Source organism: Lentzea atacamensis, assembly GCF_003269295.1.
In the GTDB taxonomy this organism is placed as follows: domain Bacteria; phylum Actinomycetota; class Actinomycetes; order Mycobacteriales; family Pseudonocardiaceae; genus Lentzea; species Lentzea atacamensis.
Window position 1 is genome coordinate 409,438 of sequence record NZ_QLTT01000008.1, and the last position, 21,695, is coordinate 431,132.

A 21,695-nucleotide genomic window follows, 5' to 3' on the forward strand; every position below is an offset into this window, starting at 1 on the left:
TGCCCGACCTGGAATAGCTAACTGATCGTGACGACGATGCTGAGCTGCAGCGGGCCCGCGTTGCCGGCGATGGTGCCGTTGGTCGCCTTCGGTCCTGCCTGCAACCGGAGTTTGAACTTGATCGTCTGACCCGGCGCCAGCGTCTGGCCACCGGTGCACGTGACCGTGCCCTTGCTCGCGGGACAGCCGATTGATCCCTCCGGCACGTTGCCGGGCCCGACCGTCTTGATCTCGTCGGGCAGGGCCAGCGTCAACGTTGGCACCGTGGTCGGTGCCGAGCCGGTGTTGGAGATGCCGATGTTCATCTCGTCGGGCGGGCCGTTGGTGGACATGGCCATGGTGGTGGGCGCGGTGGCGGACAGCTTGGCCTCGCCCACCGTGGCGGTGGTGGTCGACGTCGCCGCCGGTGGGTTGGGCCCGTTCGGCTCGGCGATCGGCGTGGCGCCACCGGCGGTCGTGCCCGCGGCCGTGGTGCCGGAGGTCGTGGTGGAGCCGGGGGTGGTGGTGGAGCCGGGGGTGGTGGTCGGCGTGACACCGGCCGTGGCGATCGTCGAGGTGATCGGTGCTGCGGCCTGGGGAGCGTTCCCGTTGTCGGAGGTGACGACACCGGAGCCCGCGACGACCACGACGGCCGCGGCCGAAGCGGCCACACCGAACCACGAGGTCGCACTGATGGACACCGCCGTGCCCTTGCCCGCCGCGGCCAGGTAACCGGCCGTGCCCGTGCCGAGCACGATCGGCGCGATGACACCGCGCAGCGCGCCGTTCACGTCGGCCAGTTCGCTCGCGAGCTTGCGGCATTCGGCGCAGTCGTCCATGTGCGCGTCGAGCTGGACGGCCTCACGTCCCTTGAGCCCGCCACGCGTCCACGCGCCGAGCTTCGTCACGGTCGCGCGGCATCGTTCCGCCGGTTCCTGGGCCACGTGCGCCTGCAGGAACGCCTTGCGCAGCCCTTCGCGGGCCCGGAAGGCCATGGCCGAGACGCCGTTCGCGGTCAGTCCGAGCAGCGGCGCGATCTCACCGGGCGACTGGCCCTCGATCGCGGTGTGCCACAACACCGTCTGCCAGCGTTCGGGCAGCGACGCGAACGCCGTGGCCGCGAGCGCCTGGTCGAGGTCCTCCACGGCCTTGTCGCGAAACGGCACGCTCGTCGCCCGCACGGCACCGGGCACCTCCTCGATGTCGCCGGCCAGTTCGAGCCGCTTTTCCTTGCGCGTCCGGTCATACGCCGCGTGCCGCACCGCCGTCAGCAGGTACGGCCGGAACGCCGCGCCAGGGCCGCCGCCGGTGCGCAACGCGGCGAGCACCTTGGCGAACGCGTCCGACACCAGATCGTCGGCGTCGGAGGAAGAGTTCGACAGCTGCATCGCCAGAAGGTTGGCAGCACGGACGTGGCGCTCGTAGAGCTTGCCGTAGGCCTCGATCTCGCCTTCGCGCACGGCGTCGATCAGGTCGGCGTCCGACGGCGGTCGACCACGCTGCCCGATCAAAGATTGCCGCCTTACGTCATGCACAGGACTGATGTGCGGACCCTATCGAGATGACTCAACGCGAACAATCCACGCATCCGAATCCGATGTAATAAGAAACCGTTGGGACGGACCTAAGTCTTGACCAACACAGGTCCGATGGCCCTATCACGTTCCTGCGTTCGCCGTCGTGACGGAGTTCCTGACCGAGCTGCCGGTGCGCGTGGCCGTGCCGATCGAACGGCACAGCCTGCTCTCCGACCGCCGTGCCCTCGCCCTGGTCACGCCCGGCGCGGACGTGACGTGGCTGTGCCACCCCGCTCGGACTCGCCCGCGTTGTTCGCAGCACTGCTCGGCGGATCGGGCCACTTTTCCATCAGGCCCCAGAAGGACCAACTGCCGTTGGGCCAACGGCACGTACCCGGCACGATGACGGTGCAAACCCGCTGGACGGGCCTGCAGGTCACCGACCACCTGTCCGCGGGCCTGGTGCGCACCGTCGAGGGCAGGGTGCCCGCGGTGGTGGAGTTCGCGCCCCGCCCCGACTTCGGCCGGGCACCCGTGGTCCTGGAACGGATAGCCGACGAACTTTCTCTCGCCGGTACGCCGATCGTGCTGCGCTCACCCGGCGTGGAACGGGAGATCGCCGACGGCACCGCCACTGCTGTGATCACCCCACCTTTCGTCATGGAACTGGACCTCGGCTCACCGTCCGAAGAGGACACCGACTGGCTCGGCTGGTCGGCGGCGCTGCGGCTGCCTTCCGTCGAGCGCGATCTGGTGCGAAGATCCGCGCTCACGTTGCGCGCCCTCTGCCACCGCGACACCGGCGCCGTCCTGACCGCCGCCGCGACGTCGCTGCCCGAGCAGATCGGCGGCGTCCGCCGCCTCTTTGCACGTGGGGTTGTCGGGGCTGCTCGATCCGTCTGACGAGCGGTCCCGTTCGACGGTGGTCGCGGGGGAGGAGACCTTGTGCAGCGGGCCGACGGTTTACCGGTACCTGCGTGACGACGGTCTGCCTGGTGATGAGGGTGGGTTCCACCTGTGTACGGCGTGGCTGATCGAGGCCTGTCTGAAGGTGGGGCGGCGTGCCGACGCGGAGGAGCTGTTCGAGAGCTTCGTGCGGCTGACCGGGCCGACCGGGCTGCTGCCCGAGGAGTACGACCCGGTCGCCGAACGATCGCTGGGCAACCACCCGCAGGCCTACTCGCACCTGGGTCTCATCAGGTGCGCGCGGTTGCTCGACGGATGACGCGCGTCAGTGGCAGGCGCCGTCCCTGCCGAGCGTCTCCACCGGCCCGGCTCCCGGACGGGTCCACTGAGGCACCGGCCGCCCGGTCGGCCCCCAGGTCGAGTTCCCCTCCGCGTCCGTCCGCCAGAACCACGCGGCGTCACGCCCCTCCGGCCACCCCTCGGGCTTGTCCTCCCACTTCTCACCACGCCCGTAAGGCGTCATGTCGAGCAGCCCCAACGACCCGTTGACCCGCTCGGTCCCGCGCCCGGTGGTCCGATACGTGAGGAACACCTGCTCCCCGTCCCGCAGGAAGCACGAGAGGTACCCCATGTCGCCCCCGATCGGCGCGGGCAGCCCCCGCACCGAGTACCAGGGCTGCATGTAACCCATGAACTCGACGAACGGCGCCACCTCGTCCCAGGCGCCCACGGTCAGGATGGCGAACGAGACCCCGCGAGCGTGGAGATACGCGGCGTTCTGCAGGTGCCAGGGCACCCAGGTGCAGCCCTCGCACTGGCCCTGGTGCGGCGCGCCGTCCCACCACATGTGCTGGTAGACCACGAGCTCGTCGCGGTCCTCGAACAGCGAGACGAACGGCACCGGGCCGTCGGGTCCGACGACGAGTGCCTTCCCGTCGATCTCCACCATCGGCAGCCGGCGGCGTGCCGCGGCGATCGCATCGCCCTCGCGCGTGTGGGCCTTCTCGCGAACCAGCAGCTCATCGCGGGCGGCTTCCCAGGTGGCGAAGTCGACGACGGGCGGTTTCATAGCGTCCTCCAAGCATGTCCGTGGCGCTTACACAGTCATGTCGAAGCTGAATCCGCCATCTCGACATCTGCGGATGACCTCGCCACAACCGCCATGCCCGCGGGCTGGCCGGCGAGTGGTGGCTGTTGGCCTCCCCGAACCGCAACCGCACCCGAGCACCGCCCAGCCGTCCGCGCTCCAGGTGGATCGTCCCGCCGGTGGCCTCGGCCGCCGCACGGGCGATGTCCAGCCCGAGCCCGGTCGACCCGCCTCCGCTGCTGCCCCGGTGCAGTGTCCGGCTCGCCGAAACGGGGCGTGCTGTCGCGGCTCGGCAACGGTTTCGTGCAGCTGGTACTCGCGCTGGTGGCGTTGTTCTGGCTGGTTCCGGTGTTCGGCCTGCTGATCGCGTCGTTGCGCGACGAGTCGGCCAACACCGCGAGCGGCTGGTGGACGGTGTTCGCCAAGCCGGCCGAGCTGACGCTGGAGAAGTGCGCGGGGCTCGTCGCGGGCTCTTCGGCACCATCACCGGCGTCGTGCTGTTCCACGTCGCGCTCGGCCTGCCGTTCGCCATCGTCCTGCTGCGCAACTTCTCACCGGCATCCCGCGCGACCTGATCGGTCTCGCGGCGGTGGCGGTGCCGGTGGCCAAGCCGGCGATCGCGTCGCTGACGATCTTCCAGTTCCTGCGGGTGTGGAACGACATGCTGGTGGCGCTGGTGTTCGCGGACCAGGACTCGGCGCCGATCACCGTGGCGCTGCGGGCCCAGCTGCGCCAGTTCGGCACCGACATCGACCTGCTCGCGACGGGCGCGTTCCTGTCGATGATCGTGCCGCTCGCGGTGTTCCTGGTGTTCCAGGCTGCACTTCTTCGACCTGGACGACGGGCGGCGGATAGGGCCTCGCGGACGCCGTCGCCGAGATGGGGGTGTGAAGGCCGGTTGCCGCCCCCGTCGCGGCAACCGGCCTTCGTGACGTGGCCGGCTCCTCTCCCCCCTTGGATCAGGTGCCGACCACGAACCTGATGACGATTCTTTAGCCCGAACGGCGGTGGCAACAGCGACAACCCGCACAACCCACCGATACAGTCGGGTGTACGGGAGGCGTGTGTGGACGGGTCATTCGGCGCGCTGCTGCGCCACCACCGCCTGGCTGCCGCGTTGACGCAGGAAACGCTCGCCGAGCGGGCCGAGATCAGCGCGCAGGCCATCGGCGCGCTGGAACGCGGCGCCCGCCGGTATCCCCACCGCGAGACCGTCGCCCGCCTCGCCAGGGCGTTGCGTCTCACCCCGGACCAGTACGGCGACCTGATCACCGCCGCGTCGAGGCCGCCGGTGCCCAGGGCGGATCCCGAACCGCCGGACGAACGCACGGTCGCCGCGCAGCTGCCCGCGGGCGTGCAGGGGTTCACCGGCCGCGAAGACGTCCTGCTCACGATGGACGCGTTACTCGCGCACGAGCCGAATGCCGTGGTCGTGTCCGCGATCGCGGGCATGGCGGGCATCGGCAAGACCACGCTGGCGGTGCACTGGGCCCACCGCGCGCGGTCCCGTTTTCCCGACGGACAGCTGTTCCTGAACCTGCGCGGCCACGGCGGCGGTGCCCCGGTGACCCCGCTGGAGGCGTTGACGCACCTGCTGACCGGCCTCGGGATGGAGCGGGCCAAGGTTCCCTCCGACGTGGAATCGGCAGCGGCCACGTACCGGACGCTGCTGGCGGACCGCCGCGTGCTGGTGGTGCTGGACGACGCCGTCGACGCACGTCAGGTCCGGCCGCTGCTGCCCGGCTCGCCGGGGTGCCTCGTCCTCGTCACGAGCAGGTACCGGCTCGACGGCCTGGTCGCGCGAGACGGGGCCCGGCGGATCCAGCTGGAGCAGCTGAGCCGGGACGCCGCCCGCGCGCTGCTCGTGCACGTGCTGGGGGAGCAGCGGGTGCTCGCGGAAGAGGAGGCCGTCGCCGGGCTCGTGGACCTGTGCGCGGGCCTGCCGCTGGCGTTGCGCATCGCCGCCGCGCACCTGCTGGGCGGCCGGTCGATCGCCGGTTACGTGACGGCCCTGCGTTCCGGCGACCGGCTCGCCTCACTGGCCGCACCCGGCGACCCCGACACCGCGGTGGGCGCGGCGTTCGACCTGTCGTACGCCGCGCTGGACCCGCAGGCGCGCCGCGTGTTCCGCCTCATGGGCCTCATGCCGGGCCGGGACCTGACCGCCGACGCCATCGCCGCGCTGACCGAGCTCGACGCCGCGGAGACCGACCGCTGCCTGTACGCGCTCACCGCCGCACACCTCGTCGACGAGCACAGCCCCGGCCGCTACACGTTCCACGACCTGCTCCGCCTGCACGCCGCGCACCTCGCCGACGCCGAACGCGAGGCGGCGACCGAACGGCTGTGGGGCCACTTCGCGCTGACCCTGCTGAACGCCGGCGAACGCGTCGACCCGCGCACGTACCGCCACGTGCTGGCCGAGGACTACCGCCACACGACGTTCATCGACGACACCATCGCGAACACGTGGATCGACGTCGAGACCGAGAACCTCGTCGCCACCACCCACGCCGCCGCGGCCGCCGGCCACACGAGGCTCGCCGTGCAGCTGCTGATCGCGTTGCACCCGCAGTTCGAGCGCCACCGCATGGAGTCGGTCTGGCTCGCCACCGGCACGGCGGTGCTGGAGGCCGCGCGCCGCAGCGGTGACCTGCTCACCGAGGCCCACGCCTTGCGGATCATCGGCGACGCCCACTGGTGCGCCTGCGACTACGAGCAGTCGCTGACGTTTCTGGGGGAGGCGCTCTCGGCCGCGGAAGCCCTGGGCCACACCGAGTTCTACCGCGTCGTGCTCTGTGCGCTGGGCAGGACGTCGATCTCGATGGGACGGCCGAGGGACTGCGCCGACTACTACCAGCGGGCGCGGGAGCTGTGGCGGCAGGACGGCCGCCCGACCGACGGCTCCCTCGTCCTCGGCGACGCGTACTGGGAGCTCGGCGAACTGGACCAGGCCTACGAGCTGCACACCCAGGCGATCGACGCGGCCCGGCGGAAGGGAGTCCGCTTCGGCGTGCTGCTGGGCGAAACCCACGCGGGCCGTTCCTGCCAGGCCCTGGGCCGCCTGGACCGCGCGATCGAACACTACGAGGCGGGCCTGGCGCTGTGCCGCGAGTTCGCCGAGCCCGCCGAGGAAGCGGGCAACCTGGCGAACCTCTCCGGCGCCTACCGCGACCAGGAGAAGTACGACCTGGCCCTGGACACCGCCCGCGAGGCACTGGACATCGCGACCCGCCTCGGCATGCGGCGCACCCAGATCAGCGCGTGGCACGTCCTCGGCAGCACCCACCTTCTGCTCGGCTACGACACCGCCGCCAGGACGGAACTGCGGACAGCACTCGACCTGGCCATCGCCGCCTCCCACTCGCGGGGCCGGTGCGACGCCCTGATCTCGTTGGCAGCACTGCACCTCCGCCACTCCGAACACGACTCCGCACGCGCGCTGGCCTCGGAGGCGCTGACCATCAGCCGCGGTACCGGGCATCGGCTGGTGGAGGGAGAGAGCCTGCGCACGCTCGCCGAGGTGGATCTCGCGCAGCGCCGCTTCGACGACGCTTGCCGGCACGCGGAGCAGGCCGGTGCGTTGCACGCGAAGTCCGGCTACCGGCTCGGGACGGAACGGGTCGCGGATCTCGTGCGCCGCATCGCCGAAGCCTGTGCCGGCTAGGCGGGCGGCTGGAGCCGGCTGACTAGCTGCCGAAGCTCGCGGTCGACGTCAACGTCGAGCAGGCGGAGTTGCGTTCTGCCCGGTCTCGCGTCTCCTGGTCGAAGAGCGGTTCGAACCACGGGAGAAGCACCCACATCTCGACGCTGGCGTTGAGCCTGCTCAGCTCCTGAAGCCGCCACAGCCCGTAGGACGGCTTCGGGTCGCTCACCAGCCGTCGCGCCGCTTCCACAGCTCCGTGTTCGGCCAGCATCTTCTTGAAGAAGTGCGCGGGATACCCGAGCTGGGCGAGTTCTGCCACGCCCCGGTTCATGTCGCGGCTGAACCGCCGTGCCAGCTCTGCCTGCTCTTCCTCTGCCATGCCAGTGCATCGCGCCACCACGCCTCTGCGTCAGTGCGTCAGCGCCGCCGCCAGCCCGGCCGCCGTCCCACGCACCGCCGGTGTGTCATACCGGTCGCACTCGGCCAACGCCCGCACCCTCATCTCGCGAGCATCGGCGGCCTCCCCGGTCGCGTCCGCGAGTTCCGCCAGCCGAGCCATGATCTCGATCCGATGATCGGACAACCGAGTCTCGTCCAACGCGGACAGCAACTCCACCTTGGCCTCGTGAAGCCGGCCCACGTCCATCAGCACGATCCCCCGGTTGTGCCGCACGCGCGCGACACCGGCCGTGGTCCCGTGCTTCGAGAACAACGACTCGGCCTCGTCGAGCAGCTCCAGTGACGCCAGCACCTGCCCGGCGGCCGCAAGGGTGGTCGCCAGCCGGATGAGCATCATCGACAGCAGCTCGTCGTCGCCACCGGCCTCGCGGTGCTGCGACACCCCGCGTTCCTGCACCTCGATGGCCTCGTCGACCGAGCCGACGGTGCTCAGCATCAGGCCCAGCAACGACAGCGCCAGGTTCTCCCCGATCAGGTACCCCGCCTGCTCGAACAGCTCGACGGCCCGCCGTCCCAGCCACACGGCCTTCTCCGGTTCGCCCACGCGGCGCCGGATCGCCGAGCCGTAGTACCAGGTCCACGCCTCCGTGAGCGTGTCGTTGGCCAGTATCGCCGCCGCCTTTTCGTGCACGACCAAGGCGTCGTGGGGCTGGCCGCACAACGCGTAGAGCGCCCACGAGAGGTAGTTGAGCTGCTCGGCCGTGTCGCGGGCACTGCCCAACGCCTGCGCGGCTTCCACACCCGCGCTGAAGACCTCGCGCCAGAGCTCGCCCACGCCGTGCATGTCCGAGTACCAGTGCATCGCCTTGGCCAGCGCGAGCACCTGCTCGTGTTCGCCCAGAGCCACCGCCGAGCGCAACGCACCGCGCCAGTTCTCCAGCTCCAGCGCGAGCCAGCGACCGGCGGACTCCCTGTCCTGCACCGGTTCCGGGTTGTCGTGGTCGAAGAGCCGCCCCGCCTGGGTGGCGACGGCGAGCAGCCAGTGCCGCAGCCGGGTGCCCACCTCCCTCACGACGGCCGGGTCCTCGTCGAGTTCCATGCGTTCGACGGCGAACACGCGCAGCAGGTCGTGGCACGTGTAGCGGCCCGGTGTCTCGCTGATGCCGAGCAGGCTCGCGTCGGCGAGCTCCTCCAGCGCCTCCTCTGCGCGCTCGGCGAGCACCGCGGCCAGCTCCGTGCTGATGTCCGAGCCGGGCACCAGCGCCAGCCGCCGGAACAACGCGGCCGCACCGGGTCCCAACTGGTGGTAGGAGATCTCGAACGCCGCCCGCACCTGGAGGTCGCCCGCCCGCAGCACCGACAACCGGCGCCGCTCGTCCTCCAGCTGCTCGGCGAGGTGCCTGATCGTCCACTGCGGTCTGCTCGCGAGCCTGTTGCCGGCGATCAGCAACGCGAGCGGCATGCCACCGCACAACTCCGCGACCCGCTCGGCCGACGACGGCTCCGCCGCCACGCGGTGCTCGCCGGCCACCGCGCCCAGCAGTGCGACCGATCGGTCCAGCGGCAGCATGTCCACGCAGAGCCGGTGCCGGGCGTCGAGGCCCGTCATGGTGTTGCGGCTGGTCACGAGCACGAGGGTGCCGGGGCTGGAGGCGAGCAGCGGGCGCACCTGGGCCTCGTTCACGGCATTGTCCAGCACGAGCAGCACCGTGCGGTCGCGCAGCATCGAGTGGTACAGCGCCAGCTTGTCGTCCGCGTCGGCGGGGATCTGGCGTTCCTCCAGCCCGAACGCGCGCAGCAGCCGGTGCGCCGCCCGGTCCGCCGGCAGCGGGGCGGAGTCCATGCCGCGCAGGTCGAGGAACACGCACCCGTCGGCGAACCGCGAGCCCAGGCGGTGGCCGGCGTCGACGGCGAGCGCGGTCTTGCCCGCACCCGGCGCGCCGTGGATCACCGCGAGCTGCAGCCGTGACGCCGACGCGGCGTCCTTGGCGAACCCGTCCACCTTCTTGCGCTCGGCCTCGCGGCCGGTGAGCTCGATGAGCACCGGCGGCAGCGTGTACGACGACATCGCGGCGACCGCGGCCGGAACCTCTGGCTTCGCCTCCGCCGCACGGGTCCGCCCGGCGCGCGCGAGCGACGTGAACTCCGCGGCTTCCTCGCCCTGCAGACGGAGCCCGCGGACGAGCAGCTGAACTGTGCGGAGCTGCGGCGTCTGCGTCCGGCCGCGTTCCATGTCGCTGATCGCGCGCATGCTCAATCCGGTCCGTTCCGCCAGTTCTTCCTGCGTCAGCGGAATGCGCGACCGGTAGAAGCGCAAGAAGTCCCCGAATGCCGATGTCCCCACGTTGTGTAGAGACGCCGGAACCGGTGAAACGTTGCAGGCGAGACCACTTCTGCCGGTAGTTCTGCCGGTTGTTCAACAAGGTGTACAACTGTGGTCGCAGTTAACTTCGAAACAGTGTCACTTGTTTCAACAACGCGGATTACCGACGAAGTCCCGCACAAATTGCTTCGTCTCGCGGAAGGCCTGCGCGCTCGACAGGTCGCCGGTGTGCTCTGGCTCGTCGCCCTGATCTGGCTGGTGATCGAGTGGTACGGCCATTATCCCATTGATCTGGACGTGTACCGCCTCGGCGGCAGGGCTTGGCTGGACGGCGCCTCGCTGTACGTCGGCTTCACCGGGCCACCGCTCGACCCGCGGCTCCCGTTCACCTACCCGCCGATCGCGGCGGTGTTGTTCAGCGGGCTGAGCGTGGTGCCGGAGGGACTGCACAACCCGCTCGTCGTGGCGTCCGGCTTCGTCGTGCTGACCGTCGTGTGCGTCGCGGTGGCGGGCAAGGTGCGCCCAGGTCTCAAGTGGACGGCCGGTCCGCTGGCCGCGATCGCCGCGCCGGCACTGGACCCGGTGTGGATGACGTACGGCTACGGCCAGGTCAACCTGTTCCTGCTCGGCCTGGTCGTGATCGACTGCCTGCTGGTGACGGACCGGCGCTGGCGCGGTGTGCTGGTGGGTGTCGCGGCGGCGATCAAGCTCACCCCCGCCGTCTTCGTGCTCTACTTCCTCGTCAAACGCGACTGGCGGGCCGCCATGACCTCGATGGCGACGTTCGCGGCCCTCGTCGTCGCCGGCTTCCTCGCCGCACCGGAGGACTCGGTGCAGTACTGGTTCCACTCCCTGCTGAACCCCGACCGCATCGGCGACATCTCGTTGTCGACGAACCAGTCGATCAAGGGCCTCGTCCGCGACCTGGGCCTCGCACCGGGCATCGAAACGCTGGTGTGGGCCGTGCTGGCCGCTACCGCCGTCGCCGTCGGGGTGTTCGTGGCCCGGCGGACGCGGGACGATCTCGTCGCGCTGTTCGCCATCGCGGCCGCCGGGCTGCTGGCGTCCCCGGTGTCCTGGCTGCACCACTGGGTGTGGTGCGTACCCGTGCTGGTGTTCCTCGCCCTGCGCGGCAACGCGTGGCCGGCGTTCGTCGCCGTGTTCCTGGTGTTCGTGACGCGGCTGCACGACTACGACACCTATGTGTGGCTGGCGATCGCCGCACTGGTGGTGCTCGCCGTGAGGTACGCCGGCACTCGTGTCGCCGTGTGGACTCCGTTACCCGTGGAACGATGAGAAACCGAGATTCGATGGTTCGCCGCGTCCGAGCGCGTCGACGTGCTCGGCGACGTTGAACGCGTCGCTCAGCGAACCTCCGCCGTCGAGCAGTTCGATGACGTGACTCTCGGTGTTCTTGATGGCCAGCGCGGCGTCGAGGAGCGACTCCAGCCGTTGTGGGTCAACGACGACGAGGCCTTCGTCGTCGGCGAGAACCACGTCGCCGGGGTTGACCGTGACCCCGCCGCAGGTCACCGGAACCTGGAGTTCCCCGAGCTGGGACGCGGTACCGGCGCGCGGCGTGACGAACCGGCTGTAGACGGGCAGCGCGCACGTCGCGACGTAGGACATGTCGCGGTAGCCGCCGTCCACGACGATGCCGCCCAGAGACCGCGCCAACGCCGCCCGCGCGAACATCTCGCCGCCCAGAGCGGTCTCGCGTGCCCCGCCGTCGACCACGATCACGTCACCGGGCTCGGCCGCCTCGACCGCGCGCAGCACGGCCAGGAAGTCCTCCCGGCACCGGACCGTGAACGCGGGCCCGAAGACCCGGGTCGTCGCGGACCGGGCGCGGATCGCGCCGTGCACGACCCGCGTGGTCCGGTCGGCGTCGCAGATGGCGGTCGTGTCGACCGCGCGGAACCGTTCGAGCAGTTCGTCGTTGACCGGCATGCCGCAACGATCGCACCCGGCAGGCTCAGCGGGCTAACGCGACGGGCGTAGCCGGCCAGGGACGTCCACTCCAGACCGGAGTGCGCGGTGAACGCCGTGCCGTTCTCGGACCTGGACGAGCCCGAGTTGCCTCAACTGCGCGAAAACGTCGACGACGCCCCAGATCTCCGCGATCCGGCCGCCGGAGAAGCGGAGGATGAAGATCTCGCTGTAACGGACGGACCTGCCCGTCGGCGGCACGCCCCGGTACTCGCCCTGATGGGTGCCGGTGACCGTGTTCCGGTAGACGACCTTGTCGCCCTGCGCGATCACGTCCTCGATGGCGACGTGGATGTCGGGGAACGCGCGCAGGAGAGTCGCCCACACCTGCTTGAGCGCCTGCACCCCGGACAGCTCGCCCGGCACCGGCGCGTGGAAGACCAGGTCCGGATCGGCGACCTCGTCGATCGCCTTCGAGATGGCCTCCGCGTCACCGCTGTTGACGGCGTCGTGCAGGCGGCTGAACGTCGTTTCGTTGCTCGTTTCGATCGTCATGCCCACAGGACGGCGCGTCGGGCCCGGTTGTGACAGCCGTGCAAGACCTGCAACGGTCCGGCCCGCCGCAGCGATTCACCCGTGAGGGGGAAAGCAGACCTGCGGAGGTACCCCCATGCATGCGACCAGACGGCTCACCGCCGCGGCGGCGGCTGTCCCTCTGATTCTGTTCAGCGCGGCACCCGGAGCATCGGCGGCTCCCTTCTCGGTCGGCGCTGACGTGCTGGTCAGCGGCCCGTCGACGTTGACGGCCTGCCCCTTCGGCGCCTCTGCCGACTTCGCCGCGGCCTACGACAACACCGAGGTCGAGCCGCAGGTGGCGGTCAATCCCGTCAACCCGGACGAGATGATCGGCGTGACCCAGCAGGACCGCTGGCCGGACGGCGGCGCGCGTGGCCTGTCCTCGTGGATCACGCACGACGGCGGCACGTCGTGGGCCAAGCTGCCGGACGTGCCGTGGAGCGCCTGCCAGGGCGGCCCGACCCGGTTCGGCCGCGTCACCGACCCGTGGGTCTCCTACGACAAGGTGGGCAACGCCTACTTCATCGGCCAGCCGATCGACTCGGCCGCGCTCGGCCTGTCCGCGATCTCGGTGACGAGCCTCGACCGGTCCACCGGCACGTGGCGGCCGCCGCGGATCATCCAGGAGGACGGCGGCGAGCGCGGCATCTTCAACGACAAGGTCTCCATCACCGGCGACCCGACCCGGCCCGGCCACGCCTACGCGACGTGGTTGCGCGGCACCTATCCCAACGACGGCCGGCAGCACCCGGTCGCGGACCTGCACTCGTTCGCCTACCGCGGCATGCCCATGTTCTCCCGGACGACCGACGGCGGGCTGACGTGGTCGACGCCGGTGCCGATGCGCAACTCGAACAACTTCTTCCAGGGCAACCAGATCGCGGTCGGCCCGGACGGCACGCTCTACAACGTCACCGCGAACCTCTTCACCGGCGCCGGCTTCAACGACAACGGCGTCTACGTGGGCGTCATGACCTCCCGCGACGCCGGTCTGCACTGGTCGGCCCCGGCGCGCATCGCGCCGATCCGGACCGCCCAGCTGGTCGTGCCCGACGACAACTTCCCGATCCGTGCCGAGGACTACCTGCCCGACATCGCGGTCGACATGACCACCGGCGCGATCTACGTCGTCTGGTCCGACTCGCTCGGCACCGCGGTGAACAAGGTCGTGCTGGCCAAGTCCACCGACGGCGGCCGGCACTGGAGCGGCCCCACCGCGGTCGCCACCGGCGGCCCCGGCGTGCAGTCGTACAACCACGCGATCGACGTGTCGGACACCGGCATGGTCACCCTGACCTACTGGGACGACCGGAACAACGTGCTCGGTGACGGCGTCGCCACCACCGACGTCTGGCTCCGCCACTCGCACGACGGCACCCTGAGCTGGCAGCCCGAACAGCACCTGCACGGGCCGTTCGACCACTACGCCGCCCCGATCTCGTACTTCGCGCCCGGTGATCCGAGGGGGCTGTTCCTCGGCGACTACATGGGGCTCGAGACGATCTCCGGCAACAGCACCATCGCGTTCTTCACTTCGACGATCGCCGACGGTGCCGACGCGCACGCGGTGCGGCTCGACCACAGCTGAGCACCACGGGCCGGTCGTGGATCGTGGTCCTCGACCGGCCCCCGGCGGGTACCTTCGGCCGAGTGCTTGATCCGGACTCCCGCCCGTCCCTCCACGTGACCCCGTTGCTGCGGCTGCTGCACGAACGCGGCGTCGACTGGGTTCTCAGCGGTTCGGCCGTGCTCACCCTGTACGGCGCGGACCTGCGGCCGAACGACCTCGACGTGGTGCCGTCGCTCGATCCCGCCAACCTGCGCCGGATCGCCGGCCTGCTGGTCGAGCTCGACGCCGTGCCCGCTCGCGAGCCGTCGTGGCACAAGGCGCTGACACGGCGGGAGTGCCTGGACTGGCGGCCCGATCCACCCACCGCGGAGCAGCTGGACCACCTGTTCGTGACCCGCCTCGGAATGGTCGACGTCACGCCGAAGCTGACCGGCAGCTACGCCGAGCTGCGGCCCGGTGCGACCAGCGTGGAGCTGGCGGGTGTGCCCGTGTGGGTGTGCTCGCCGGACGAGGTGCTCGGACGGCTGCCGGCCAAGCCGCGTCCGAAGGACGTCGAACGGGCCGCGCAGTACGCGATCGTGCGCGAGGCCGTGCGCCGCGGGGAGCAGCCTCGCGGAGCCCGCTGGCTCGACAGCTGACCCCTGCTCCGATTCCTTTCGCTGCCGCCCGATGTCCATTCCTCCGAAGGACGTCGGCTGGAGCCAGAGGAGACGGACGTGTCCACCCGAACCACACCCGCAGATGTGCCTGCGGCCGAGGAGAGATCGCGGCGAACGTGGGTGCTCGCGATCACCTCGATCGCCTCGCTGCTGGTCGTCCTCGACGCACTGGTCGTGGCGACGGCGCTGACCGCGATCAGAACGGATCTGGGCGCCTCGATCACCGACCTGGAGTGGACGGTCAACGGCTACGGCCTGAGCTTCGCGGTGCTGCTCATGACCGCCGCGGCCGCGGGCGACCGGTGGGGACGGCGGCGGGTGTTCGCGGCCGGTGTCGCGTTGTTCACGCTGGCCTCGCTGGTGTGCGCGGTCGCGCCCGACGTGGAGACGCTGATCGCCGCGCGGGTCGTCCAGGGCGCCGGGGCCGCGTTCATCATGCCGCTCGCCCTCGCGTTGCTGAGCGCCGCGTTCCCGCCCGCCCTCAGGCCCAGGGCACTCGGCGTCTTCGGGAGCGTGAGCGGGGTCGCCGTACCGCTCGGGCCACTGGTCGGCGGCGCCGTGGTGGAGGGGGTCTCGTGGCCGTGGATCTTCTGGATCAACGTGCCGCTGGGGGTCGCGCTGCTGGTCCTCGCTTTGACACGCGTCGAGGAGAGCCGCGGACCTGATCGCACCCTCGACCTTCCCGGGCTGCTGCTGGCGGGCGCCGGCACGTTCGGCCTGATGTGGGCGCTCGTCCAGGGCGGCTCGGTGGGATGGGCCGTGGCGGGGCTGGTGGCGATCGGGCTCTTCGTCGCCTGGCAGCGCCGGGCGGCCCATCCGATGCTGCCGCTGCACCTGTTCCGCTCGCGCAGGTTCGCCGCCGCCAACGTCGTGATCTTCTTCCACTGGGCTTCCGCGTTCGGGGTGCTGTTCTTCATCGCCCAGTTCGTGCAGGAAGCACTGGGGTACGGGCCGCTGGCGGCGGGGCTGGCGCTGGCGCCGTGGGGACTGACCACGGTGATCGTCCCGCAGTGGGTGGGACGGTCGGTCGGCCGGTTCGGTGAGCGGCCGTTCATCGTCGCGGGGCTCGGCCTGCACAGCCTGGCCATGGTCTGGATCGCCCTCGTCGCCCATCCCGCCGCCGGCTATGCGGCGATCGCGGCACCGCTGGTGCTCTCCGGAACGGGCATCGCGATGTGCCTGCCCGCCGTGCAGAGCGCCGTGCTGACATCGGTGGCGCCGCAGTTCCTCGGCAAGGCGTCGGGTGCGTTCAGCGCCATGCGGCAGCTCGGCGGAGCGTTCGGCGTGGCGGTTCTGGTCGTCGGCTTCACCGCGGCCGGCAGCTACGCGACGCCTGAGGAGTTCTCGAACGGTTTCACGTCGGCCGTTCTGACCGGCGCGGGCCTCGCGGCCGCTGGTGCGCTGGCCGGAGCCGTCATTCCACGAAAGGGGTAGTTGGTGTCCGATCTGAAGGCGCATGCCGACCTGTTGCGCGAGCTCCACCACGAAGAGATGCTCGTGCTGCCGAACGCCTGGGACGAGCCCAGCGCGGAACTCGTGGTGGAAATGGGTTTCCCGGTCGTGGCGACGTCGAGTGCCGCCGTGGCCGAGACGCTCGGCCACGGCGACGGCGAAAGCGCGCCCTGGCAGGAGATGTTCGCGGCCGCCGCCCGGATCGCCGCCGCCGTGCCCGTCCCGGTGACCGTGGACGCGGAAGCCGGCTACGGCCTGGCACCGGACGAGTTCGTGGCCCGGCTGCTCGAAGCCGGTGCGACCGGCTGCAACCTCGAAGACACCGATCACCGGGCTGGTGGCCTCGTGGACGCGGCGGCGCAGGCGGATCGGCTCGCCGGGGTGCGCGCTGCCGCCGACGCCGCCGGGGTCCCGATCGTCGTCAACGCCAGGATCGACGTGTTCCTGCCGTCCAGCGGCGTTCCCGAGCAGGACCGGCTGGACGAGGCGGTGCGGCGCGGCCGTCTCTACCGGGACGCGGGCGCGGACTGCGTCTACCCGATCGGCGGCTCGACCACCCACAACCTCACCCGGTTGATCGCCGAGGTGCAGGCGCCGGTCAACGGGAACACCACCGACTCCCTCGACCTCGACGCGTTGCGGTCGCTGGGAGTGGCCCGCGTGTCCTACGGCCCGCGGTTCTACCGGGGAGGGTTCGCCGGCATGCGCGGTGCCCTGGAGAAACTCGCGCGATAGCGATTCCTTTTGCCGGCCGGAGGAGTCCAATGAAGAGTTGGTGACCCACGACCAGGGGGAGTGACGTGACATCTGCGGCCAGTGCGAGCCTGCACGACGAGTTCGGCCTGCTGCGCGACGGGCTGCTCGCGCACTGCTACCGGATGACCGGCTCGTACCAGGACGCCGAGGACGCCGTTCAGGAGACCTACCTGCGCGCGGTGCGCGGCGCGGCCGGGTTCGAGGGACGTTCCTCGGTCAAGACCTGGCTCTACCGCATCGCGACCAACACCTGCATCACCGCGTTGAGCCATCGAAGCCGGCGGGTGCTCCCCGCCGGCCTCGGCGCGCCGTCGACGGACCCCGGCGTCCGCGCCTACTCCGACGAGTCCATCGCCTGGCTCGAACCGCTGCCCGACGCCGTCCTGAACCACCGCGACGACGAACCGGCCGAGGTCGTCGTGCAGCGCGAGTCGGTGCGCCTCGCGTTGATCGCGGCGCTGCAGCACCTGCCGGTGCGGCAGCGTGCGGCGCTCCTGCTGCGCGAGGTCCTCTCGTGGTCCGCCGCCGAGATCGCGGAGACGCTCGGCATCAGCGTCCCCGCGGTGAAGAGCCTCCTGCAACGGGCCCGCAAACGGCTGGACGAGCTGGACCTCGCCGACCAGCGCGTGGAACCACCGGACCTGGAGCTGGAACGCGCCCTGCTCGACCGCTACCTCACCGCGTTCGAGGCGGGGGACTCCGCCGCGATCCGCGCCGTCATCCACGACGACTTCAGCCTCGAGGCCGTGCCGCATCCGGTCTGGTTCAAGGGCGTGCACGTGTGCATCCCGTTCCTGGAGCGCACTTTCGCCTCCCCGGGCTGGCACGTCCGGCTGCTGCCCACCCGTGCCAACGGCCAGCCGGCCATGGCCGGGTACCGCCCCGACGCCTCCGGCGACCTGCGGGCCGACTGCCTGTGGGTGCTCACCCTCGTCGACGGCCGCTTCTCCAGCGCGACGAAGTTCGAGAACCCGGCCTTCGTCACGGCCGCCGGCCTGCCCGAGCGGTGGCCACGAGTCCCGCCGTCGGTGTGATCAAACCGCGTGCCAGCGGGTGAGGCCGATGACCTCGCCCGCCACCTCGGTGACGCCCTTGCCGTCGGTCGGAACGCGAACCACCCACTGCGGCGCGTGCGTCTCCAGGTGACGGGCGGCGGCGGTCCCGCGCGTCACGTGCGCCTCGTACTGGCTGCCCGTCTCGCGCAGGCCCAGCCGCTGGTTCGCGATGTCGTCCGCGGCGGTCAGCAGAACGCCGGTCACCTCCACGTTCCCGCCCATCGCGCCGACCACCAGGTCGCGTTCCAGCACGCTGACGGTGTTCGTGTAGATGAGCCGCCGGTAGCCGAGCGCCGCGTAGTTTCCCCACAGGGAAGCCAAATTCCGCCTGGTCATCTCCGTGCGGCTCGGGTCGTCCGGTGGCGCCGGGTGGGCCTGGTCGAGGAAGTCGCCCTCGATGAAGCAGTGGGACACGGCCGCGTCCCGCAACTGAGCCGAGATCTCCCAGGAGACCGTGGACTTCCCGACTCCGGACCGGCCGCCGATCAGCAGCACGGAAAAACGTTCCACGGTCATGTCCTCCGGGTCAGCTCTCGAGCCACGAAACGTGCTTTCGCGCGTGGATTCCGAAGCACGTGCAGCGTCGCGTGCCCGGCGTGTGCCGCGATCGCGTTGATGAGCAGCGCCCGCCAGGCGCACCGCGGGAACGAGTGGTCGAGCAGCAGGACGGTGCCCGCCCGGCGGAGACGGACGTCGAGGACGTCGTAGGGGCCGAGGTCACCGTCCATGATCCACCGGTCGGTGATGGCGAGTTCACCCTGGACGACGGCCCAGCGATCAGGGGGAGTCGCTTCTAGATCCGGCCCCCAGAAGTGCTTGTCGAGTTCGATGACGGGGAGCCCGGTCGCGGTGCCCAGGGCGGCCGCGAGAGTCGACTTCCCCGCGCCGCCGCGGCCGAGGATCACAACGCGCTCCATGAACGCAATCGTGCCAGTACGACGCAAACGACTAGCACGGACTTGAGACCGGTGGAACTGCACCGAATGTCAGCAATAGTTCGAAATACCTTGAGTCGGCTGGCCATGACGAGTTAGTTCGGATCCATGTCGGTGGAATTCCGGGTGCTCGGCGACGTCGAGGTGCGCATTGATGGCCAGAGCGTCGACGCCGGTCGCGCGCGGCAGCTGTGCGTGCTGGTGGCGCTGCTCCACGACGTCCGGCAGCCGATTCCGGTGGAACGGATCCTGAGCCGGGTTTGGGGGGACGACCCGCCGAATCGCGGCAAGAACGTGCTGTACGGCTACCTCTCCCGGTTGCGCCGGGCACTCGCGGCAGCTGGTGACGTGACAGTGGCCAGGCAACACGCGGGGTACGTGCTCACCGCCGATCCCATGGCGGTGGATCTCCACCGTTTCCGGGAGCTGGTCGCCCAAGCCCGGACCTCAGACGACGATCAGGCGGTTCTGTTGTTCAACCGCGCGCTCGCGCTGTGGCGGGGCAGGCCGTTCGGCGGGTTGTCCACGCCGTGGCTGGACGAGCTGCGCGCCACCCTCGAATCCGAGCGGTTCGCCGTGGTGCTGGACCGCAACGAGGTGGCCCTGCGGCTCGGCAGGCAGGACGACGTGCTCGGGGAGATGTTCCGCGAAACCACGGCACACCCCCTGGACGAACGCCTCGCGGGGCAGGTCATCCTGGCACTGCACAAGTCAGGACGGCACGCAGACGCCGACCGGCACTACGCCGAGCTGAGCCGCAGGCTCGCCGACGAGCTCGGTGTCGACCCGAGCCCGGCCGTGCGGGAACAGCACGAGCAGTCGCCGGCCGCCCTGAAACGCCGGCCCGACGTGCCGGTGCCACGCCAGCTTCCCGCGCACTCTCCGTTCTTCGTCGGGCGTGACGGGGAGCTGGAAGTGCTCGACGACCTGCTGCGCCGGCATCGGCCGTTCGTGGCGATCAGCGGCGCCGCCGGAGTCGGGAAGACGACACTGGCCGTGCACTGGGCGCATCGCGTGCAGGATTCGTTCCCCGACGGCCAGCTTTACGTGAACCTGCGAGGGTTCGAGCACGCCGGGGCCGCCGTGTCGCCGGCGGAGGCGTTGCGGACGCTTCTCACGATGCTGGGTGTACCGCCCGATCGTGCGCCGTCGGACATCGACGCGATGGCGGCCACCTACCGCAGCATCCTGAATTCGCGGCGGTTGCTCATCTTGCTGGACAACGCGCGGGACGTGCAGCAGGTCCGCCCTCTGCTGCCGGGTGACGGCGTTTCGATGGTGGTCGTCACGAGCCGCAACCACCTGGTGGGTCTCGTGGCCGGGGAAGGCGCGCACCTGATCACGCTGCGCCACATGGATCTCCGCGAGGCACGCGCGTTGCTCGAACAGCACCTCGGCCGCGACCGGATGGAGGCGGAGACCCAGGCGGTCGACGAGCTCATCGCGGGCGCGGGGTTCCTGCCCCTCGCGCTCGCGGTGGTCGCCGCCAGGGCGTCGCTGAACCCCACCTTCTCCCTGAAGGCACTGGCAGGTGAGCTGGACAGCCAGCAGTCGCGTTTGGACACTCTGGACGACGACGACCCGAAGACCAGCGTGCGGGCCGCGATCTCCTTGTCCTGCCGGCACCTCGGACCGACGGCGGCGCAGGTGTTCCGGTTGCTCGGCCTTCATCCGGGCCCCGCCGTCACCGCCGCGGCGACGGCGAGCCTGGCCGGGCTGTCCGGCAAGGAGGCGGAGGACGCGCTGGACGAGCTGGCCCGCGTGCACCTGACCGAGGAACACCGGCCGGGCCGGTTCGCCTTCCACGATCTGGTGAGGGTTTACGCCGCGGAACGGTTCCGGCTGGAGGTCCCGGCGCCGGCGAGGAACGACGCGTTGCGCCGCCTCCTGGACCACTACCTGCACACCGCCGTCTCCGGGGCATTGCTGTTGCGTCCCATGAGAGACCACATCGACGTGGATGACGCGGCACCGGGAACGTGCCCGGAGCCGCTGAGCGACTACCAGGCCGCGTGGCGCTGGCTCGAAGACGAGATCGCCGCCCTGCGCCGGCTTCTTCCCCTCGCCGCCGCTGAAGGTTTCGACCAGCACGTGTGGCAGCTCGCCTGGACCACGGCGGACTTCCTGGACCGCCAGGGCCGGTGGCACGACTGGATCGAGCTCGGGACGTACGCGCTCGCGGCCGGGGCGAGACTCGCCGACCGGCGAGCGCTCGCGAGTGCCCATCGCGGTCTCGGCCAGGCGTTCATCATGCTGCGTTCCTTTCCGCAGGCGCGGGCTCACCTCATGGCCGCACTCGATCTCGACGGCACCCGTGTCGGCGAGGCGGGCATTCACCGCGACCTCGCGCTGATGGCCGACACGCAAGGCAGCTTCACCGAGGCACTCGAGCACGGCCGGCGCGCACTGGAGATCTATCGGAACTGCGGTCACCTCGCCGGTGAGGCCGCCGCGCTGAACCAGGTCGGCTGGTACCTCTGCCAGCTGGGCAGTCACCGCCGCGCGCTGGTGGCGTGCGAGGAGGCACTCGTGCGGCATCGCGGGATCGGTGACTGGACAGGCGAAGCGGTCACCTGGGACAGCCTCGGCTTCATCCACCACAACATGGGCGCCAACGCCCGTGCGATCGAGTGCTACGAGAGGGCGCTCGCGCTGTACCGGGAGCTCGGCGACGTGTTCGAGAACGCCGCGACCCTCACCCGGCTCGCCGACACGCACCTCGCGGAAGGGGAGACGTCCGCGGCACGAGACGCGCTGCGGTCCGCGTCGGCTTTGCTCGACAACCTGAGGCATCCTGACGCCAGAGCCGTGCACGCGAGGCTTGAGGCTCTGGACGCGGAGGATGAGCGGCTGCCCGGCCCGCGGGCGTGACGCGCGCGGAAGCAGACCGCCTTGCCACGGTCCAA

19 protein-coding genes and 1 pseudogene are annotated in these 21,695 nt (G+C 70.6%); 12 read left to right on the forward strand and 8 right to left on the reverse strand.

Annotated elements, in window-relative coordinates; all coding sequences use genetic code 11:
• Positions 1 to 17: 17 nt before the first annotated feature.
• Complete coding sequence (locus tag C8D87_RS33025) at positions 18 to 1,490, reverse strand: sigma-70 family RNA polymerase sigma factor (RefSeq protein WP_146771938.1); 1,473 nt, start codon at positions 1,488 to 1,490, stop codon at positions 18 to 20.
• 208 nt (positions 1,491 to 1,698) lie between these two features.
• On the opposite strand from C8D87_RS33025, the pseudogene C8D87_RS48150 reads away from it, so the two are divergent.
• Both C8D87_RS48150 and C8D87_RS49280 read left to right on the forward strand, forming a co-directional pair.
• Positions 1,699 to 2,399, forward strand: a pseudogene (locus C8D87_RS48150) (trehalase-like domain-containing protein).
• Between the two features lie 19 nt (positions 2,400 to 2,418).
• Entirely contained in the window at positions 2,419 to 2,721 is a 303-nt protein-coding gene (locus C8D87_RS49280) for a glycoside hydrolase family 15 protein (protein ID WP_146771941.1), read from the forward strand.
• A 6-nt stretch (positions 2,722 to 2,727) separates the two neighbouring features.
• On the opposite strand, the gene C8D87_RS33040 is transcribed toward C8D87_RS49280, so the two are convergent.
• On the reverse strand, positions 2,728 to 3,471 hold the full coding sequence (locus C8D87_RS33040; protein WP_112229606.1) for a DUF899 family protein: 744 nt from the start codon (positions 3,469 to 3,471) through the stop codon (positions 2,728 to 2,730).
• A 467-nt stretch (positions 3,472 to 3,938) separates the two neighbouring features.
• Between C8D87_RS33040 and C8D87_RS48740 the strand changes: the two genes are divergently transcribed.
• From C8D87_RS48740 to C8D87_RS33055, 3 genes are all read left to right on the forward strand, one after another.
• A complete protein-coding gene (locus C8D87_RS48740; protein ID WP_267899899.1) occupies positions 3,939 to 4,064 on the forward strand; it encodes a hypothetical protein in 126 nt (41 codons plus the stop codon).
• 14 nt (positions 4,065 to 4,078) lie between these two features.
• Positions 4,079 to 4,471 carry an ABC transporter permease family protein gene (locus tag C8D87_RS47195; protein WP_215732556.1) on the forward strand — a complete coding sequence of 131 codons (393 nt, stop codon included), beginning with the start codon at positions 4,079 to 4,081 and terminating at the stop codon, positions 4,469 to 4,471.
• Positions 4,472 to 4,555: 84 nt separating this feature from the next.
• Positions 4,556 to 7,156, forward strand: coding sequence for an ATP-binding protein (locus tag C8D87_RS33055; protein WP_109640126.1), 2,601 nt, complete (start codon positions 4,556 to 4,558; stop codon positions 7,154 to 7,156).
• 22 nt (positions 7,157 to 7,178) lie between these two features.
• Here C8D87_RS33055 and C8D87_RS33060 read toward each other — a convergent pair whose 3' ends face one another.
• Entirely contained in the window at positions 7,179 to 7,514 is a 336-nt protein-coding gene (locus tag C8D87_RS33060) for a hypothetical protein (protein ID WP_109640125.1), read from the reverse strand.
• A gap of 30 nt (positions 7,515 to 7,544) precedes the next feature.
• The gene (locus C8D87_RS33065; RefSeq protein WP_112229607.1) at positions 7,545 to 9,878 is read right to left on the reverse strand and encodes an XRE family transcriptional regulator; all 2,334 of its coding nucleotides are present in this window, start codon (positions 9,876 to 9,878) and stop codon (positions 7,545 to 7,547) included.
• 207 nt (positions 9,879 to 10,085) lie between these two features.
• Between C8D87_RS33065 and C8D87_RS33070 the strand changes: the two genes are divergently transcribed.
• A complete protein-coding gene (locus C8D87_RS33070) occupies positions 10,086 to 11,153 on the forward strand; it encodes a glycosyltransferase 87 family protein (protein WP_170166665.1) in 1,068 nt (355 codons plus the stop codon).
• Here C8D87_RS33070 and C8D87_RS33075 read toward each other — a convergent pair.
• A complete protein-coding gene (locus C8D87_RS33075; protein WP_112229609.1) occupies positions 11,136 to 11,807 on the reverse strand; it encodes an RraA family protein in 672 nt (223 codons plus the stop codon). The two genes, C8D87_RS33070 and C8D87_RS33075, sit on opposite strands and share 18 nt — an antisense overlap.
• A gap of 33 nt (positions 11,808 to 11,840) precedes the next feature.
• Complete coding sequence (locus C8D87_RS33080) at positions 11,841 to 12,341, reverse strand: ester cyclase (protein ID WP_112229664.1); 501 nt, start codon at positions 12,339 to 12,341, stop codon at positions 11,841 to 11,843.
• 115 nt (positions 12,342 to 12,456) lie between these two features.
• Between C8D87_RS33080 and C8D87_RS33085 the strand changes: the two genes are divergently transcribed.
• From C8D87_RS33085 to C8D87_RS33105, 5 genes are all read left to right on the forward strand, one after another.
• Complete coding sequence (locus C8D87_RS33085; RefSeq protein WP_112229610.1) at positions 12,457 to 13,950, forward strand: sialidase family protein; 1,494 nt, start codon at positions 12,457 to 12,459, stop codon at positions 13,948 to 13,950.
• 62 nt (positions 13,951 to 14,012) lie between these two features.
• Entirely contained in the window at positions 14,013 to 14,570 is a 558-nt protein-coding gene (locus C8D87_RS33090; protein ID WP_146771942.1) for a nucleotidyltransferase family protein, read from the forward strand.
• 78 nt (positions 14,571 to 14,648) lie between these two features.
• Complete coding sequence (locus C8D87_RS33095; RefSeq protein ID WP_112229612.1) at positions 14,649 to 16,025, forward strand: MFS transporter; 1,377 nt, start codon at positions 14,649 to 14,651, stop codon at positions 16,023 to 16,025.
• 3 nt (positions 16,026 to 16,028) lie between these two features.
• Positions 16,029 to 16,778 carry an isocitrate lyase/PEP mutase family protein gene (locus C8D87_RS33100; RefSeq protein WP_112229665.1) on the forward strand — a complete coding sequence of 250 codons (750 nt, stop codon included), beginning with the start codon at positions 16,029 to 16,031 and terminating at the stop codon, positions 16,776 to 16,778.
• Positions 16,779 to 16,843: 65 nt separating this feature from the next.
• Positions 16,844 to 17,833, forward strand: a complete 990-nt coding sequence (locus tag C8D87_RS33105) for an RNA polymerase subunit sigma-70 (RefSeq protein ID WP_170166666.1) — start codon at positions 16,844 to 16,846, stop codon at positions 17,831 to 17,833.
• On the opposite strand, the gene C8D87_RS33110 is transcribed toward C8D87_RS33105, so the two are convergent.
• Together C8D87_RS33110 and C8D87_RS33115 are read right to left on the reverse strand one after the other, a co-directional pair.
• Complete coding sequence (locus C8D87_RS33110) at positions 17,834 to 18,364, reverse strand: DEAD/DEAH box helicase family protein (protein ID WP_215732557.1); 531 nt, start codon at positions 18,362 to 18,364, stop codon at positions 17,834 to 17,836.
• A gap of 2 nt (positions 18,365 to 18,366) precedes the next feature.
• Positions 18,367 to 18,771, reverse strand: a complete 405-nt coding sequence (locus C8D87_RS33115; RefSeq protein ID WP_112229614.1) for a P-loop NTPase family protein — start codon at positions 18,769 to 18,771, stop codon at positions 18,367 to 18,369.
• Between the two features lie 126 nt (positions 18,772 to 18,897).
• On the opposite strand from C8D87_RS33115, the gene C8D87_RS33120 reads away from it, so the two are divergent.
• Positions 18,898 to 21,660, forward strand: a complete 2,763-nt coding sequence (locus tag C8D87_RS33120; protein ID WP_112229615.1) for an AfsR/SARP family transcriptional regulator — start codon at positions 18,898 to 18,900, stop codon at positions 21,658 to 21,660.
• Positions 21,661 to 21,695 lie beyond the last annotated feature (35 nt).